General features: G+C 60.3%; 12 protein-coding genes. 9 read left to right on the top strand and 3 right to left on the bottom strand.

The features are described 5' to 3' along the window. Nucleotides 1–516: 516 nt before the first annotated feature. The 7 genes from C2L66_RS40445 to C2L66_RS40415 all read left to right on the top strand — a co-directional run bounded on the left by C2L66_RS40445 (nucleotide 517) and on the right by C2L66_RS40415 (nucleotide 7,863). Nucleotides 517–1,002, top strand: coding sequence for a MaoC/PaaZ C-terminal domain-containing protein (locus tag C2L66_RS40445; RefSeq protein WP_233445135.1), 486 nt, complete (start codon nucleotides 517–519; stop codon nucleotides 1,000–1,002). A gap of 170 nt (nucleotides 1,003–1,172) precedes the next feature. Beyond that, nucleotides 1,173–1,793 (top strand): TetR/AcrR family transcriptional regulator, encoded by a 621-nt coding sequence (locus C2L66_RS40440; protein WP_060611366.1) that lies wholly within the window; start codon nucleotides 1,173–1,175, stop codon nucleotides 1,791–1,793. A 223-nt stretch (nucleotides 1,794–2,016) separates the two neighbouring features. Further along, a complete protein-coding gene (locus tag C2L66_RS40435; RefSeq protein ID WP_060611298.1) occupies nucleotides 2,017–3,621 on the top strand; it encodes an acyl CoA:acetate/3-ketoacid CoA transferase in 1,605 nt (534 codons plus the stop codon). Beyond that, a complete protein-coding gene (locus tag C2L66_RS40430; RefSeq protein ID WP_060611296.1) occupies nucleotides 3,618–4,442 on the top strand; it encodes a shikimate dehydrogenase family protein in 825 nt (274 codons plus the stop codon). Before C2L66_RS40435 ends, C2L66_RS40430 begins: the two co-directional genes overlap by 4 nt. A 54-nt stretch (nucleotides 4,443–4,496) precedes the next feature. Next, on the top strand, nucleotides 4,497–5,690 hold the full coding sequence (locus C2L66_RS40425) for a dihydrodipicolinate synthase family protein (RefSeq protein ID WP_060611294.1): 1,194 nt from the start codon (nucleotides 4,497–4,499) through the stop codon (nucleotides 5,688–5,690). Continuing rightward, nucleotides 5,683–6,534: a sugar phosphate isomerase/epimerase family protein gene (locus tag C2L66_RS40420; RefSeq protein ID WP_060611292.1), complete on the top strand. Its 852-nt coding sequence runs from the start codon at nucleotides 5,683–5,685 to the stop codon at nucleotides 6,532–6,534. Before C2L66_RS40425 ends, C2L66_RS40420 begins: the two co-directional genes overlap by 8 nt. A gap of 57 nt (nucleotides 6,535–6,591) precedes the next feature. Then, the gene (locus C2L66_RS40415) at nucleotides 6,592–7,863 is read left to right on the top strand and encodes an MFS transporter (protein WP_060611290.1); all 1,272 of its coding nucleotides are present in this window, start codon (nucleotides 6,592–6,594) and stop codon (nucleotides 7,861–7,863) included. Between the two features lie 684 nt (nucleotides 7,864–8,547). Here C2L66_RS40415 and C2L66_RS40410 read toward each other — a convergent pair. Next, nucleotides 8,548–12,207 (bottom strand): CheR family methyltransferase, encoded by a 3,660-nt coding sequence (locus C2L66_RS40410; protein ID WP_060611288.1) that lies wholly within the window; start codon nucleotides 12,205–12,207, stop codon nucleotides 8,548–8,550. Nucleotides 12,208–12,532: 325 nt separating this feature from the next. Between C2L66_RS40410 and C2L66_RS40405 the strand changes: the two genes are divergently transcribed. Both C2L66_RS40405 and C2L66_RS40400 read left to right on the top strand, forming a co-directional pair. Then, complete coding sequence (locus tag C2L66_RS40405) at nucleotides 12,533–14,065, top strand: PAS domain-containing sensor histidine kinase (protein WP_060611286.1); 1,533 nt, start codon at nucleotides 12,533–12,535, stop codon at nucleotides 14,063–14,065. Between the two features lie 864 nt (nucleotides 14,066–14,929). Then, complete coding sequence (locus tag C2L66_RS40400; protein ID WP_148654684.1) at nucleotides 14,930–15,361, top strand: hypothetical protein; 432 nt, start codon at nucleotides 14,930–14,932, stop codon at nucleotides 15,359–15,361. Nucleotides 15,362–15,572: 211 nt separating this feature from the next. Here the strand turns inward: C2L66_RS40400 and C2L66_RS40395 are convergent, their stop codons facing one another. Together C2L66_RS40395 and crcB are read right to left on the bottom strand one after the other, a co-directional pair. After that, nucleotides 15,573–15,896 carry a DUF190 domain-containing protein gene (locus tag C2L66_RS40395; protein ID WP_060611282.1) on the bottom strand — a complete coding sequence of 108 codons (324 nt, stop codon included), beginning with the start codon at nucleotides 15,894–15,896 and terminating at the stop codon, nucleotides 15,573–15,575. A gap of 13 nt (nucleotides 15,897–15,909) precedes the next feature. After that, a complete protein-coding gene (crcB, locus tag C2L66_RS40390; protein ID WP_060611281.1) occupies nucleotides 15,910–16,299 on the bottom strand; it encodes a fluoride efflux transporter CrcB in 390 nt (129 codons plus the stop codon). Nucleotides 16,300–16,301 lie beyond the last annotated feature (2 nt).

Below are 16,301 nucleotides of genomic sequence, written 5' to 3'. Positions count from 1 at the left end.
GGCGCTAGGGTCGCTCTTCAGAAAGTCGAGAAATCACTTCGTTTAAGGATCGGCGTCGGGGCGAGCGCCCCATTGGCGTTGCGCCAGATCGTCGGGTTTTCCATGCGGTTGTCCTTGGAGTGTCCGAGGGGCGCACCGGGGGACGGACCCTGGCCGGTTCCACCCGCTGAACTGTGGCGCCACAATGCTGCCGCTCGCGCCCGGGCATGTTTTGAACGACAGCTAACGGCCAAGTCAGCGCGCGCGCGATCGGCCATTATCGGCCGTTCAGTGAGCGGACAACTCTGCCATCGGAACGGCTGCAATAGTCCGAAACCTGTCGAACGAGAGGCACAGATAATCCGGCCACCGCGGCCGTTTGCGCTGAGACATTCGTTGCCCACTTGACGCCATAGATCGATCGTTCGTGGAGCAGCACGAAGCCTGAATCTGCTCGCCTGAACGGAGGTCACAATATTGCCTTACTAGTAAATAAGGTATGATCGTGCTTCGCAATGAATGAATACGGTGACAGTGATGGACATGGCAAACCAGGCGGAAGACCAGAAACCAGCGCGAGTGCTCGTGCCAGGCGAGTATGGATTCAACGACTTGCAGATCGACGATACTTATCAGACGAGTGGTGTTACTGTCACTGAAGCGCATGTGGTGGGATTTGCCGGCCTGTCCGGTGACCTGTTCGACGTTCACATGGACGACGAATTTGCGCAGGCAGCGGGTTTCCCTAGCCGGATAGCGCACGGGCTGCTGGGTTTGTCTCTCGCTGATGGCCTGAAAACACGTTGCCCCGTTCGGCTTAAAGGAATCGCAACGTTAAGCTGGAACTGGTCGTTCCGCGCACCCCTACTCATTGGAGACCGGATCCATGTCGAGGTGCGGATTCAGGCCAAACGCGTCACCAGGCGCAGTGATCGCGGCATTGTGACACTCGCGATGAAAGTCATAAACGGCCGCAAGGAAGTTGTACAGGAAGGCGAAACGCTATTACTCGTGCAGGTGTGATCGGTGCCGCGTAGCGTGCCCGGATGCGGTAGCATGCTGTGCGTGGACTCTGATCAGAAGGGGCAGCAGCAAGGATGGGAAACAGTACGGAAAGCGAAGCCGAAGGCGGGATTCAAGCTGCAACGCAAAAAAAGCGGACGCCGAAGGCGCCCGTTGCAGCACGTTCCGAGATGCGCGAAAAGATCAAGCAGGTCGCCACTGAACTGCTGATCAGCCGCGGCTTTAACGGGACCAGCTTCGGCGATATTGCGACCCGGCTCGGGGTCACGACCACCAATATTCACTACCACTTCGGCAACAAGCAGGGTCTCGTGGACGAGGTCGTGGCCGACTACGTGGCGCAGGCGCGGAGTCGGCATCTGCGCATCTGGCTTGATCAGACCACCACCTTGCAGGAAAAGCTGCAAAAGGTGGTCGACTATAACTTCGAGCGTTACCGGCGCTTCAACAAGGGTGATCAAGGTACTCAATCCTGGAGCCTGATCGGTCGATTGCGCCTCGAGAGCGACGTGCTGAGCGATAACGCGCGCGAGAATCTCGCATCGTTCACCTCGTCGATTCACGAAGGCATCCGGCTTGCAGTCGACACCGCCTGGCATAACGGCGAACTGCGCGACGACACGCCGCGAGAGGATCTCGCGTTCCTGCTGATCAATATCGTGAACAGCTCTTCTGTATTTACGCAAGGCACCGGCGGCTTCGACAAATTGAAGCTGTTCTTCGATGCCTTCTCCCGCGTGATGTTGTCGGCCTATGCGCCGGAGCCCAAGGCACGCCATCGGGCGAAGTAATCCTGGCGAAAGCCCAGTGCGGCTTTCGCGCGTCTTGCAGTACACACCCGTACACCCCTGCATTTCCCGCCTTGCTGGCATTTCTTCGCGTCGCCCCGACACGGGGCTGCTTACATCTCTCCGCTGGCCGCTGTCGACCAGGATAAACCGCAATCCGCCGTTTCATTGACTTACTAGTAAATAAGTTTTAAGCTCGCCTCCATACTTTTTCAGTGGAGTAGCGATGCAGGTATTGACGACTGATCAGGCAACGGCCTTGGTCCAGGATGGCGATACGATCGTCATTGGCGGCTCGGGCTCAGGGCATGCCATCCCGGAAGCGCTGATCGAAGCGGTGGAGCGGCGATTCCTGGCTACCGCGGCGCCGCGATCGATCACGTCGCTGCACCCGGTTGGACTGGGCGATCGCTCGCATCGTGGCGTATCGCATTTTGCGCACCCCGGCTTGCTCAAGCGCATCGTGTGCGGCACCGTGGTTGACGCGCCCGCAGTCGCCGACATGGCCAACCGCAATGCAATCGAGGCGTACACGCTGCCACAAGGTGCGCTGTCGCAATTGATGCGGGAAATCGCCGCGGGTCGCCCGGGTTTGCTCACCCATGTCGGCCTACACACGTTCGTCGACCCGCGCATCAGCGGCGGCAAGCAGAGCACGCTTTGCGCCGACGATCTGGTCGAACTCGTGGAACTCAACGGACGTGAATGGCTGTTCTACAAGCCGTTCGACATCAACGTGGCATTTCTGCGCGGCACCACTGCCGATCAGGATGGCAATATCTCGATGGAAGACGAAGCCGTCTTCGGTGAGATGCTGTCGATGGCGCAAGCCACGCGACGTTGCGGCGGCATCGTGATCGTGCAGGTCAAGCGTCTCGCGCAGCGCGGCACCCTGCCTGGCAAGGCTGTCAAAATTCCCGGCATGCTGGTCGACGTGGTGGTGGTCGAGCCTGACCAGAAGCAAACCTATCAGACGCGCTACGACCCGGCTTTCGCCGGTCAACTGCGCATTCCGCTCGACTCGTTCCCGACCCTGGCGCTGGACGAGCGCAAGATCGTCGCGCGGCGCTGCGCGATGGAACTGCAAGCCGGTGCGATCTGCAACGTTGGCTCGGGCATTTGCACCGGCATCGGCCTCGTGGCGGCCGAGGAGAATATCCTCGAGCACATCGTGCTGACCAATGAACAGGGCTTGATCGGCGGTGCGCCGGCCAATGGATTGGACGCCGGCGCCGCGCGCAACTACTGGGCGATGATCGATCAGCCGTATCAGTTCGACTTCTACGACGGCGGCGGACTCGATCTCGCGTTTCTGTCGGCAGTCGAAGTCGATGCGCAAGGCAGCGTTAACATCAGCCGGTTCGCTAACCGGGTGATCGGCATCGGCGGCTTTGTGAACATCAGCCAGAATGCGCGGAAGATGGTGTTCGGGGGCACGCTGACCGCAGGAGGCCTGAAGATCGCCACCGGCGACGGCAAACTGACCATCGTGAACGAAGGCAAGCACCGCAAGTTCGTCGAGACGCTCGAACAGGTTTCCTATAGTGGCCCCTACGGGCGCGAACGTGGCCAGACAACGCTGTTCGTTACCGAGCGGGCGGTGTTCCGCGCTTCGTCCGACGGACTGGAGCTGATCGAGATTGCACCGGGTATCGATCTGGAGCGCGACGTGCTGGGCCAGATGGGATTCCGTCCGATCATTTCCCCCGCGCTGCGAACCATGGATGAGCGCATCTTCAAGGCAGCGCCGATGGGGATTGAGCAGCAGTTGGCGGGCAAAACGCGCGCGCCGCACCCGCGACTCGCGGCAAGCAATGGGTCTGCAGCATGACCACGGCCCAGGGCGTTCCCGGTCCGTTATCGGGTAGCACACGGATCTATGCCATTGTCGGCGACCCGATCGCACAGGTTGCATCGCCGCGGCTCTTCAACACCGCCTTTCGCGAGCGCGGTATCGATGCCGTGCTGGTGCCGTTGCATGCAGCGCCTGGCGCGCTACGGCTGGTGATCGACAGCTTCCGTGCGATTCGCAATGTCGACGGCCTCATCGTTACCGTGCCGCACAAGATCGCAGCCACGGAGTGGGTCGACGACCTGGGCCCGCAGGCTCGTCTCACCGGAGCGCTGAACACGATACGGAAAGCCGACGATGGCCGGCTGATCGGTGAGAACTTCGATGGCGAAGGATTCATCCGGGGTCTGGCCTCACGCGGACACACGCTAGCCGGACGTCGTGTGTTGATCATTGGTGCCGGCGGAGCAGGGTGTGCCGTTGCGCATGCCATCGCTGCAGCAGGCGCCGAGGCGATCGGACTGTTCGACATCGACGCGCGGCGCGCTCAGCATTTGGTGGACGGTATCAAGGCCCACCAGCCGGGGCTCGATGTATTCGAGGCGAAACCGGAAGCGGCGGGCTTCGACGTCATCGTCAACTGCACGTCGACCGGCATGCGCACCGGCGATCCATTGCCGGTCGACCTCACGCATCTGGCAAGTCACGCGCTGGTCGCCGACATCATCCTGAAGCCCGTGATGACACCGTTATTGCTGGCCGCACAGGCACGAGGCTGTGCGATCCACCGGGGACCCGCCATGCTGGAAGGTCAGATTGACGCTGTCCTTGATTTCTTTGCTGTGCGAGCGCAAACCTGATCAGGGCTCACGAAAAACTTCCGTGCGCGCCAGAAATTCGTTAAAGAGAGATCGATGAGCATTGCCTTGAAGCTCCCAGCCGGCGACGGCAACCTGCAGCAGTATCAACTCCGCGAAGCCACCCGTTTCACGGCACAGCAGTTGCGCCCACAGACCGCGCGAATCGCTTATTCGGCGGCGCACGTCGTTGCCGATCCGTTCGCCAATCATGATCCGTCGACGCAGAGCGCGATCGATTGGGATGCGACGATGGCTTATCGGCGACACCTGTGGTCGCTCGGCCTCGGCATTGCCGAAGCGATGGACACTGCCCAGCGCGGCATGGGCCTGGACTGGGCAACCTCGCTGGAACTGATCAGGCGTTCGCTGGATGCGGCCAAAGACACGCCGGGCGCGTTGATCGCATCCGGATGCGGCACGGACCACCTGGCGCCGGAAGACGCGCGCAACGTCGACGACGTGATTCGCGCGTACGAAGAACAGATGGAAGCGATCGAGGCGCTGGGCGGGACCTTGATCATCATGGCGAGCCGCGCGCTTGCCCGCGTGGCGAAATCGCCATCCGACTACGAACGCGTGTACGACCGCATCTTGGGCCAGGCGCGGCAGCCGGTTGTGTTGCACTGGCTGGGCGATATGTTCGACCCGGCACTGACAGGCTATTGGGGCACCGCAAATCTCGACGACGCAATGGATACTGCGCTCGGCATCATCGCGGCGCACTCCGGCAAGGTCGACGGGATCAAGATCTCGCTGCTCGACAAGGATAAGGAAATCGCGATGCGTCGTCGGCTGCCCGAGGGCGTGCGGATGTACACCGGCGACGATTTCAACTATCCCGAGCTGATCGCGGGGGACGGTGTCGGCGCATTGGAAAACCATCGGCAAAGCCACGCGCTGCTCGGCATTTTCGACGCTATCGCGCCGGCCGCGGCCGCCGCGTTGGGTGAACTGGCAGCGGGGCACACCGCGCGCTATTACAACATCCTGCAGCCGACGGTTGCACTGGCGCGGCACATTTTCAGGGCGCCCACGCGATTCTACAAGACGGGCGTGGTCTTCATGGCGTGGATCAATGGTCATCAGCCTCACTTCACGATGGTGGGCGGACAACAAAGCGCTCGCTCGCTGCAGCATTTCGCGGAACTGTTCCGGCTTGCGGATGCGGCAGGTTTGCTTGAGCGCCCGGAGCTGGCGGTGACACGTATGAAAACCCTGCTGGCGATGAATGGAGTGTGGGATGCGTGATCTGTCCGAGGATCATCGGTGGTTATCCATCAACACGGTGACCGTACGGCAATGGCCGCTCGATCGAATCATCGAGGAATGTGGCCGGCGCAACATTCGCGCGATTTCGCCGTGGCGCGATCAGGTCGCGGCGGTAGGGTTTCCAACAGTTGCGCGGCTGTTGCAGGAAACCGGCATCGTGTTGTCCGGCTATTGCCGTGGCGGCATGTTTCCGGCGTCGACCCCTTTGGAACGGGAACAGGCAATCGATGAAAATCGCCGCGTTATCGACGAAGCACGCGAGTTGAATGCCGCGTGCCTGGTGCTGGTCGTCGGTGGTTTGCCTGCCGGATCAGGAAGCAAGGATATCGGTGCTGCGCGCGAGCAGGTCCGCGATGGTATCGCAGAGGTGCTCGAATACGCACGCAGTGTTCATATGCCACTGGCGATCGAGCCGCTGCATCCGATGTATGCGGCGGATCGAGCATGCGTCAATACGCTGGAACAGGCTCTCGATCTTTGCGACGAACTGGACCCGGAAAAAAGCGGGGCGCTAGGTGTTGCGGTGGATGTTTACCACGTGTGGTGGGATCCGAAGCTGCAGGCGCAGATCGATCGCGCGGGTCGTACTCGCCTGCTGGCCTTTCACGTGTGCGACTGGCTGGTGCCCACGCGCGATCTGCTAAACGATCGAGGCATGATGGGCGACGGCGTCATCGACATCCCGAAAATCCGTGGCTGGGTTGAAGGTGCGGGATACGAAGGATTCAACGAGGTCGAAATCTTCTCGAGTGAAAACTGGAGTAAGCGTAATGGCGGCGCCGTTCTCGATACTTGTATAGAACGTCACGCCAGCGCAACGTAAGTAGTCAAACAAGCTGAGCAGGCCGGATAGAGCCAAGAAATATACTGGAGGAGAGAAATGATTGAAGCAGCCAAACAGCAAGCCGGGTCGGATTCCGGACAACGATGGTATCGCGAGATCAGCCGCGGGCAATGGGGGGTACTGATAGGCGTGTGGTGCGTCTGGGCGCTGGACGCATTTGATTTTCTGCTGGTCACCTTTGTGTTGACCGATATTGCGAAGGCATTCGGCGTGGCGGCCAGCACGGCTTCGCTGTTGATTCTCGCGACCTTTGGCGTGCGATGGCTTGGTGGCTTGATGTTCGGCAGCCTGAGCGATCGAATCGGTCGCAAGATTCCGCTGCTGATCGCGCTGGCATGGTTCACGGTGGGTGGCGCGTTGACCGGGGTAGCGTGGAGCTTTGCATCGATACTCGTGTTCCGCCTGTTTCTTGGCTTTGGCATGGCGCCGATCTTTGCGCTGGGTTCCACGATCATTGCTGAATCATGGCCTGAAAAGCACCGCGCGATTGGCATCGGATTGCTCGATGCCGGATGGGGTATCGGCGCGATTCTGGCTGCGCTCGTCTATGGTTTGATCTATCCGCATTTCGGATGGCGTGTGCTGTTCTTTGTCGGCATTGTTCCCAGTGCAATCCTCGGGTGGTTCCTGTATCGGTATCTGCCCGAATCCCCGCTGTGGCAACGCAGCCAGAAGCAGGGTAAAGCGAGCGGCCGGTGGCCTGCGTTTCGTCTGTTCGCGGAGCATCCGTGGCTGGTGCTGATACTCGCCCTGATGCTTATATTTCTCCAGTTCGCGGCGTGGCCGCTGCAAGGGTTGCTGCCGACCTTTCTCAAAGGGCTTAACTTCAGTGCCGCGACGATCAGCTGGTTGACAAGCGCCTCGGCGGTGGGACAGATCTTCGGGTTTTCCGCATCCGGTTTTGTCGTGGAGTATCTTGGGCGCAAGAAAGGTCTGGCGCTGTTGTTGATTCTGGGCAGCGTGAGCGTCTACGCATTGGTCAACTCAGTGGCGATCATGCCGCTCGCCGTCGTATTCGCATTTTTCTCGGGCTTTTTTATTGTCGGTGCAGGCGGCTGCTACGCAACCATCATTGCGGAGAATTTGCCGGGCAACGTGCGCGGTTCCGGCGTCGGCTTTATCTACAACATTGGCGTGTTTGGCGGCGGTATCGCACCATACGTCGTGCTGTCGTCGATCAGGACTCTCCATCTCGACATGGCGGTCGGTATCTGGCTCTTCACCTCAATCGGTGTTCTGCTGGGGCTCGCGGTCATTTTCGGCTTCCTGAAGGAGACAAAAGGCGTATCGCTGTTGCAGGTCAAGTGATTCGAGCTCAACTAGCCAGGCGAAAGTGACCTTCTAAGGCTATTAAAAGTGATTGGCTCGAACTGCCGGAGAACGCGCGGGCAATCTCACAACAACGAAAGTCCATGAAAATGACAATGAAACGAACTCGTGCTGCGGTCCGCGGCACAGCCCTTTGTACGCATCGCACGCGCGTTCAACGCTACGTTCGGCGTGCTCAGCGAGTCACCTGATTGCCATATGTATGGAGTCAACGCTGTTGAAGATGAAGACGTAGTTGTCATCCGTGTCGCGAGTGTGAGCAAGACATTGCGTCCCTTGTTGAGGGGAAGTTTCAATGGTCGTTCGGGGAGTTGCCAATGTCGTCTGGATCGCCAGTGATCGGCCGCAATTGGCTACCATGGAGCGACGCTCACCGGGTAAGTCCGCACGGTTGAGTTGCCGACCAATGTAGCGGGTGAACGTCCGTTGTACTCCGGAAGCGGTTATCTTGACATTGAGCGCTCAAACGGCAACTGAGGGTCGTGTGTTGCCGTTCGCGCAATGATTTCGTTGATTGCACACCGATTGGCAATTAACGGCCACTTCCTGCCGTTCGCCGGATTCGTCATGCTGTTATTCGAATGGCCGCACCGGACCGTGCTGGGGTCCTTCGGACCGTATGATCGATTCCTGCCGCCGGACGGCGTCGCCTTTCCCGAGTGCTCATCGGCCACGGCCGAGCACAAGCTTCTCCAGCAGAACCTCGGCGTTCACCGGCTTGGGCAGGTGATCGTCGAAGCCGGCGGCAATTGCTGAGTCCCGGTCCTGTAGCGACGCCAGACCGCTGAGTGCAAGTGCATAGACCCGCCGACGGCCGCCTTCGCGTTCACGAACGCTGCGCAGTAGCGCGTAGCCGTCGGTGCCGGGCATAGCCAGATCGCTCACCAGGATATCGAATGAGCCGGCCGCGAGACAGGCGATAGCCTCGTTCGTCCGGGATGCCGTCTGTACCTGTGCTCCCTGGCTGCGCAGAAGATGAGCCAATGCTTCCAGCGCCTGCTCGTCGTCGTCAACGAGCAGTATCGACAGGCCATCCAGTGTGGCCGACCAGTTCGAAACAGGTCCTACGGGGTCCGCCACTGTCATTACTGCGCATTGCACCAAAGGCAGTCGTACGGTCAGCCGCGTGCCACGGCCTTCGCCTTCGCTGCTCGCCGCCACCGTACCCCCGTGTGCCGCGACCAGGTGCTTGACGATCGATAGCCCCAATCCCAGTCCACCGTACTGGCGCGTGCGGCTCATGTCGGACTGCATGAAGCGGTCGAACAGATGCGGCAGGAGATCGGGGTTCACGCCGATGCCGGTGTCGGCGACCGACAGTTCGATCAGCGCGCCCAGCCGCGTAAGTGCGACTTCGACACGACCGCTATTCGGAGTGAACTTCAAGGCGTTGCCAATCAGGTTGGACACCACCTGCTGAAGGCGACGCGCGTCGCCGCTAACGACGGCTTCGTCGTGCAGCCCGGAGCTGACCAGTGTTATTTCCTTCGTCGTCGCCGCCGGCCGATGACCTTCTACAACGGTGCGCACGGTCGCGGCGAAGTCAACCGGCTGGGCGTCAAGCGCGAAACGGCCAGAGGTAATGCGCGAAACATCCAGCAGGTCATCGATGAGCGCTGCCTGCGACTGGCATTGACGCAAGATCGTCTCCACCGCGCGCCGGGCCGTCTTGTCGTCAGTCTGCAGCCCGCGCTCGCTGGCGGTCTTGAGAACCGCCGCCCAGCTGGCGATCACGTTAAGCGGTGCGCGCAGTTCGTGCGAGACGATGCCGAGGAAATTGTCCTTGGCATTGTTGGCTGTCTCAGCGTCACGCTGGGCGGTCTGCGCCCTGTCGACGGCGCGCTTGAGCTCATCGATGTCCTGCACGGCGAGCACAGCGCCGTCGATCCGGTCGTCGGTCGTCCGGTAGGCGCGCACGTTGACCAGCCACCAATGGCCTTCGACGTCCTGGTATTCGTGCTCGACTTCCGCCAACCCCTGTACGGCGGACAGCACCATGTGCTCCAGGTCACCGGTTGAAAACATCTGGCTTAGCTGCGCCATCGGCTGCCCGACGCTATCGGGCGGGAAGCCGAACAGCTGCTGGGCCTGCGGCGAGAAATGACGCAACCGCAACTGTTTGTCGAGCAGCACCACCGGCAGCGGAATGCCTTCGACCAGGTTACTCAGGTCGTCGTTAGCGCGGTCGAGTTGCTGGTTCCGCGTCCTGAGCTCATCATTGAGCGAGCCCAGTTCCTGGTTTGCGGACTCCAGTTCCTGCTTGGCCAGTAGCAGCTCCTCGTTGGCGCTTTGCAGTTCCTCGTTGGTACTGAGCATCTCCTCATTCGCGGTCCGCAACTCCTCATTCGCGGATTCGAACTCAGCAACTACAGCTTTCAACTGTTTCTGCGTCGCCTCAAGTTCGTCAGACAGCGTCGTCACTGTGCGCTCCAGTTCCTGAAGATGACCGTGTCCCGAATGCAGGTCGGGATTCATGGTGGGCTCGGCGGACGTTTCCAGGGGCAACGGATGTAGCGTCACCAGAAAATGTGGCACCAGGTCTTCGGCGCCCACTGGCAGCACCTCGAGTGCATATCGCCTGTCGCCGAGCGGCACGCGTTCACGCCGCACTGGCTGGCCCGTCCGCCTGGCTTCAATCAGCGCAGTACGCACCGGCACGTTCAGCTCAGGATTCAGCAGGCGCGGCAGGGCTAGCGAGGCTTCGCCGCTGGCCGGCGCCACGAACTCCGAAACATCGCCGCGGAACTGCACCACGTCGCCCCGCTCGTCGACGACGAAGCCGGGCGGCGCATAGCGCTCCAACGCCGTGCGGGTGGCTGCTTCGATAACCGGGTCCACTGGCTGAGCGCGTCGGGCGGGTGGTGCGCCACCTTCGCTGGACCATGGTCGCAATGCATCAATCGGGAATAGCGCCTGCTGCCGTCTGGCCACCGGAATCTTGCGGTAGAGATGTGGCGCGCCCGCGTGCTCGAAGCCGTCCGCCCCTGCTGCCGCCTCGGCGCGGCCGAGCAGCACGAAGCCGTCGGGGCGGCAGGCGTAGTGCAGCGCCTCCAGCGCATGCTGCTGCGCCTCCTTGCGCAGGTAGATCAGGAGGTTTCGGCAGCTGATCAGGCCCATGCCAGAGAAGGGCGCGTGGGCCAGTACGTTGTGCCGCGCAAACACACACATGTCGCGGATCGACTTGCGCACAACGTAGCCACCGGAAGTCGCGGCGAAAGTGCTCTCCCGGAAAGCCTCAGGCACGTCGTCGACCGAGCCTGAACTGTACCGGCCTGCGCGGGCGACCTCGATCGACGCCTCGTTGATATCGGTGCCGAAGATCTGCACCCGCCGGTGCAGCGCTGCGCGATCGAGCGCGTCCTTTAGCAGCGTGGCGATGGTGTAGACCTCTTCGCCTGTTGAGCAGGCCGGCACCCACACACGGATCGGGTCGTCGTTCGTCTCCAGCAGCGCCGGAATCACCGACTGGCGCAGCACGTTGACGAACTCGGCATCGCGAAAGAAAGCGGTCACGCCGATCAGGATGTCGTCACGAAGCGCCGCGGCCTCGCGGGCATCGCCACGCAGCAGTTGCAGGTAGGCGTCGACATCCCTGTCCTTTTGCAGCAGTACGCGGCGCAGGAAGCGCCGGCGCAGGTTCACGTCCTTGACATAGCCGAGGTTGATGCCGGTTTTCTGCTGCACAATTGACAGCGCAACACCGAGCGCGTCGGCGTCGCCCGTCTGCGCATCAGCTACCTCGTCCCCGCGGACCGCATCGCCCAAGCGCCGGACAAGACAGCCGGCGATATCTTCCGGCGGCAGTACTTCGTCAACCAGACCGGTATCGATCGCCGCTGTTGGCATGCCCGGGTGGCTGGCCGTCTCCGGCTTTTGCGCGATGACAAAGCCACCAGAGGCCTTCAGGTCCACCAGACCGCCCGATCCATCCTGACCGGTCCCAGAGAGGATGACCACCGCGCCGTTTACATCCGGATCCTGCGCGAGCGAAGCCAGGCAGGCGTCGATCAGCAGATTCGGGCCGGCCTGACGGCGGGTTAGCCGGAAGTGACCGTCCAGCGCGATCACGCCAGCGTTCTCGGGTAGCACGTAGACCCGGTTGTGCTCGATCTTGCGCTGGTGAACCAGTCTCTCGACGGCCACACGAGAATCCGCCTGCAGAATGTCAGCAAGGTGGCTTTCCTCGCCCGGATCAAGATGTGTGATCACGAGTGCGGCAAAGCCCGGTTCTTGTGGTAGCGCGGTGACGATCGTGCGTAGCTCATTCAGGCTGCCTGCCGATCCCGCCAGCACGACCACCCGCAATAATTCTGACGACCCCATGGTCGCGCTCCTGCTTTTTCTAATCGATGAAGTGGGCGCAGTCTAACCTGTCGCGGCCAACATTGTGAGACGTATAGCAACGGTCGTGCCAATGGACTTCGTGCCGTTGGCATCGTCGTCAACTGAGTTTTCGAAACCTGGTGGCGATGGGCAGTCAGGACAGCCGCCCCTGGTCGCCGAGCGGTGCTTATGAACTCCGTCTGATTTCGTCTGGGCCGCCCTCCGGGCCCCGTGTCCACTGACGCGTAGCACTTGTCCATTGGAGCCGCGCGCCAGCGGTTAAGATAAAACAAATGTGAAACATAAACCCTTGTAACGAGAACGCATGAGCGATCCAGGCACCACTCAATCAGCGACATATGGAACGGAGCAGCAGTTCCGCATTCTCGTACAGGGTGTGACGGACTACGCGATCTTCATGCTCTCTCCGACAGGTATCGTGACTAGCTGGAATCTGGGCGCGCAGCGAATAAAGGGATACAGTGAGGCGGAAATCATCGGGCAGCATTTTTCCCGCTTCTACACTGACGAGGACAGGGCTGCGGGCTTGCCGGCACAGATTCTCGCTACAGCGGCAAAGGACGGTCGCGCCGAGCGTGAAGGATGGCGCGTTCGCAGCGACGGCACCCGTTTCTGGGCGCATGTGGTGGTCGATGCGATCCGGGACGAGACGGGGAGGCTCGTCGGTTTTGCGAAAGTGACCCGCGATATCACAGAGCGCAGGGAGGCGACGGCGGCCCTCGAAAAGGCGAACGCCGCGCTGTTCCAGGCCCAGAAGATGGAAGCGATCGGGAGACTGACGGGCGGTGTCGCCCATGACTTCAACAATCTGCTATCGGTACTGTCCAACGGCCTGCAGATCCTGGCGATGCAGACAAGAACGCCGCTCGACATGAAGATGATCGAAGGCATGCGGCGCGCAGTCGAGCGCGGCGCATCCCTCACGCAGCAACTATTGTCGTTTGCGCGCCAACAGCCGTTGCAGGCACAGGTCTATGACCTCAATGCGCTGATCGGCGATTTCGAGCCGATGCTCAGGCGTGCCTGCAACCAGCAGATACATTGCGAACTCGCGTTGCACGCGCGGGAGGCTTTTGCGCTCGTTGACGCGGCACGCTTTGAAGCTGCGCTGCTTAACCTTGTTGTCAATGCAGTCGACGCCATGCCGCAAGGTGGCGTGATTACCGTGATGACCGAGTTCATCGGATCTCACGTTCCCGTTACGGCTGCGCTTCCTTCGGGCAATTACATCCGAGTTTCCGTGGCTGACACTGGCTCGGGTATGCCGGACGATGTGCTGGCGCAGGCGCTCGAGCCATTCTTCACGACGAAGCCGGCGGGAAAAGGCACCGGCCTTGGGCTAAGCCAGGTGTACGGGTTTATCGTGCAGTCCGGCGGCGATGTCGTTATCTCAAGTAAAGTCGGGATCGGTACGACAGTTGATCTGTACCTGCCAGCCGCGCAGCCGGTCGATGCTGCGCAGACGCCAGTGTCAAAAAGGAAGGTCGAGACAGTGTTGCTCGTCGAGGATGAGCCCGACGTGCTCGCGGTTGCCACCGAGCTGTTTGTCAGCATCGGTTATGAAGTCGTGCCAGCCAGCAGTGCGTCGGAGGCTGTCGACATACTCAACGAGCGCCAGGACATCGGTGTGCTGTTTGCCGATATCACCATGCCACGTGGCATGAGCGGCATCGAACTCGCCTGCCAGGTCCGAGAGAAGCACCCGGACATCAAGATCATACTCACGTCGGGCTACCCACAGGCCGCCTTGCGCAACGAGCATGCGCTCCTCAGCGACTTTACCTTTGTGCACAAGCCCTATCGGCTTGCGGACCTTGCGAAGGCCCTACGCGCATGAACTGGTCAAGTGTAGTCGAATCTGGAGGGCTGCTTTGTCGCTGTAAGCGGCCGGCGAGGTAGCCCCGCTGACCGTCCCTTGCGGGTCGCGTTATGCCTTTTGCTTTGGGCGGCGCCCGAGGCGATCGCCGCGCCCGGTCGTGGGGCACCGGTCGGCCATGAACAGCCGTTCGACATCCTCGCACGAATCGTCGACAATCGTTCATCCGTGTTCGTAACCTCAAGCCCCCTCGAGGATGTGATCGATGCTCAACAATCGAGCCGCCAACGAAGCCGTTTTCGTTCTCTTGATGTTGGGCTTGAAAGGAGCGGCGCTTCACAAGACAGTTAAAGTAGCGATCTAGCACGAGACAAAATGGACAAAAGCAAGTGGAAGGATGATTTGACGTTACTTGAGCGGACGGCTTACCGATGGGTCTCCTATTCGGCATTGGCAGTTGCCGTCTACTGCATGCTCATGGTGCGCAAATATCCAACCTCCACAGCTTTGTTTGTAGTCGGATTATTTGCGGTGGTGATAGCGGCGGTTTTTGGTGGGGGCTACAGCAAAAGCGTCAGGGTATTAGACCTGAGGCGATTCGATAGGGGCTCAGATAGGGGAAGCTCTCGCTGCGAATGACGGACCTTTCGGCGTGCGTAGTACACGGCCAATTGAAAGGCCGTTTTGGGTTGTGCTATGCCGTTTAAATAGCATGCACAAGGGGTGCGATCACCGCGCTGGGCTGTTGCACTCAGTGCGGCCATGAAGCGACGGTCACAGGAAGCATCGGCCAGATATTCAAGCGGCTGCTGCATCTCCGAAAGCGGTCGCCTAGTCGGCCCTATCAAGTTTCACGCTCAGTTGCCGTAGAGACGGTGTAGTCACTTGATGCTCGGGCATGAATTAGATATGCATTCCGCAAGTCTTCTATTGCTCCCATTTCGCGCTTTTGAGAATGGGGGTGTCGCCGCCGGCGTCGTCGTTTCGTTTTACTACGTCGTCGTAGTTTTCATAATCGGTACGCTGGTCTACGAGATTATCAACTACATAGGCATCGAGCCCCGAGTTGGTGAGGCCAATGTGACAAAGCGTACTGTTCCTGCACATTGGGAATGGCAAAGCCGAGGACGTGCCGTCATGCGGGTGTACGTAAAGGACTATGAAGTCCTTGATCTGATCATCGACGGTCGGAAGACTGTGTATCGGCCAATCCCGTGGATTCTGGAACAAGCGAAGAGCGGCACCACTGTGCCTGTCGAATATGCAACAGGCCGGCTAAATGGCAAGATAAAGGTTAGGAAATTTATGTATCTGTGAGGGTGGAAGTGGCCGTCCGAGCAAGTCGAGTGTCGAGACTACGGCCGACCACATCGGACCGCGGACGGCCATGAGCCGCCGTTCCAGGCCCAGCCCGGCGGGACATCGCACCGACTGCTGTCTGTCAGACAACGGACATAAGCGAGCCGACGAGCGACTGACAGTTCTGTAAAAAGAGATTGGTAGCCGTTGAGAAATCGATCGCGACCTGTTACGCGACCGAGCGGCCAACTCGGCCAAACTCCACCGGAATCTTCACGTAGCTGAGATCGACGTCTTCTTCCGCGAGCGCGTTCATCAAGCGCTGGCATGCCTGCTCATCGACGGAAACGGTGATGGCAAGCGGCTGATCGGCAAGTTCGAAAAAGCCGGCCGAATGGAACTTGCCCGCGTGATCGAACCCTTCGGCACCAGTCATCAACGTTCCGCCCGATGCGCCGTGCTGTTCGGCGAATTTCAGCAGCCAGTCGCAGATTGACTGATGTCCATGCTTACGGTTCTGTTCAGTGAAAAACGTCAATTGATAGCCTTGCATTGCAGACTCCTTTTCAGGTGTGACGGGTTACGGAAAGCGTGGCCATGCCCAGCGCGGTCATGACTAACGAACCACCGACGTGCAGCGCAAGCATGCCGACCGACCACCCGAGTCGGCCATCTCGAATCAAGGTCAGCAGCTCGGCAGAAAAAGTCGAGAATGTCGAGAGCCCGCCAGCGAGACCGGTGATTAGGAAAAGGCGCCACGCAACAGACAGACCTGCCGTCGAGCCGAAGAACGCGATCGCAAACCCGACGATATACGCGGCGATCAGATTGCACGCGAGCGTTCCCATCGGAATGTTTGGCACGAGCGCGTTCATCGTGACGCTCAAGCCATAACGGGCGAGTGCGCCTAGCATCGCGCCGATGCTGATGGCGATAAGCGAGTACGCCCCTGTCATGA

Origin of the sequence: Paraburkholderia caribensis, from assembly GCF_002902945.1 — a bacterium.
GTDB lineage: Bacteria > Pseudomonadota > Gammaproteobacteria > Burkholderiales > Burkholderiaceae > Paraburkholderia > Paraburkholderia caribensis.
This window is presented reverse-complemented; position numbering and strand designations above follow the sequence as displayed.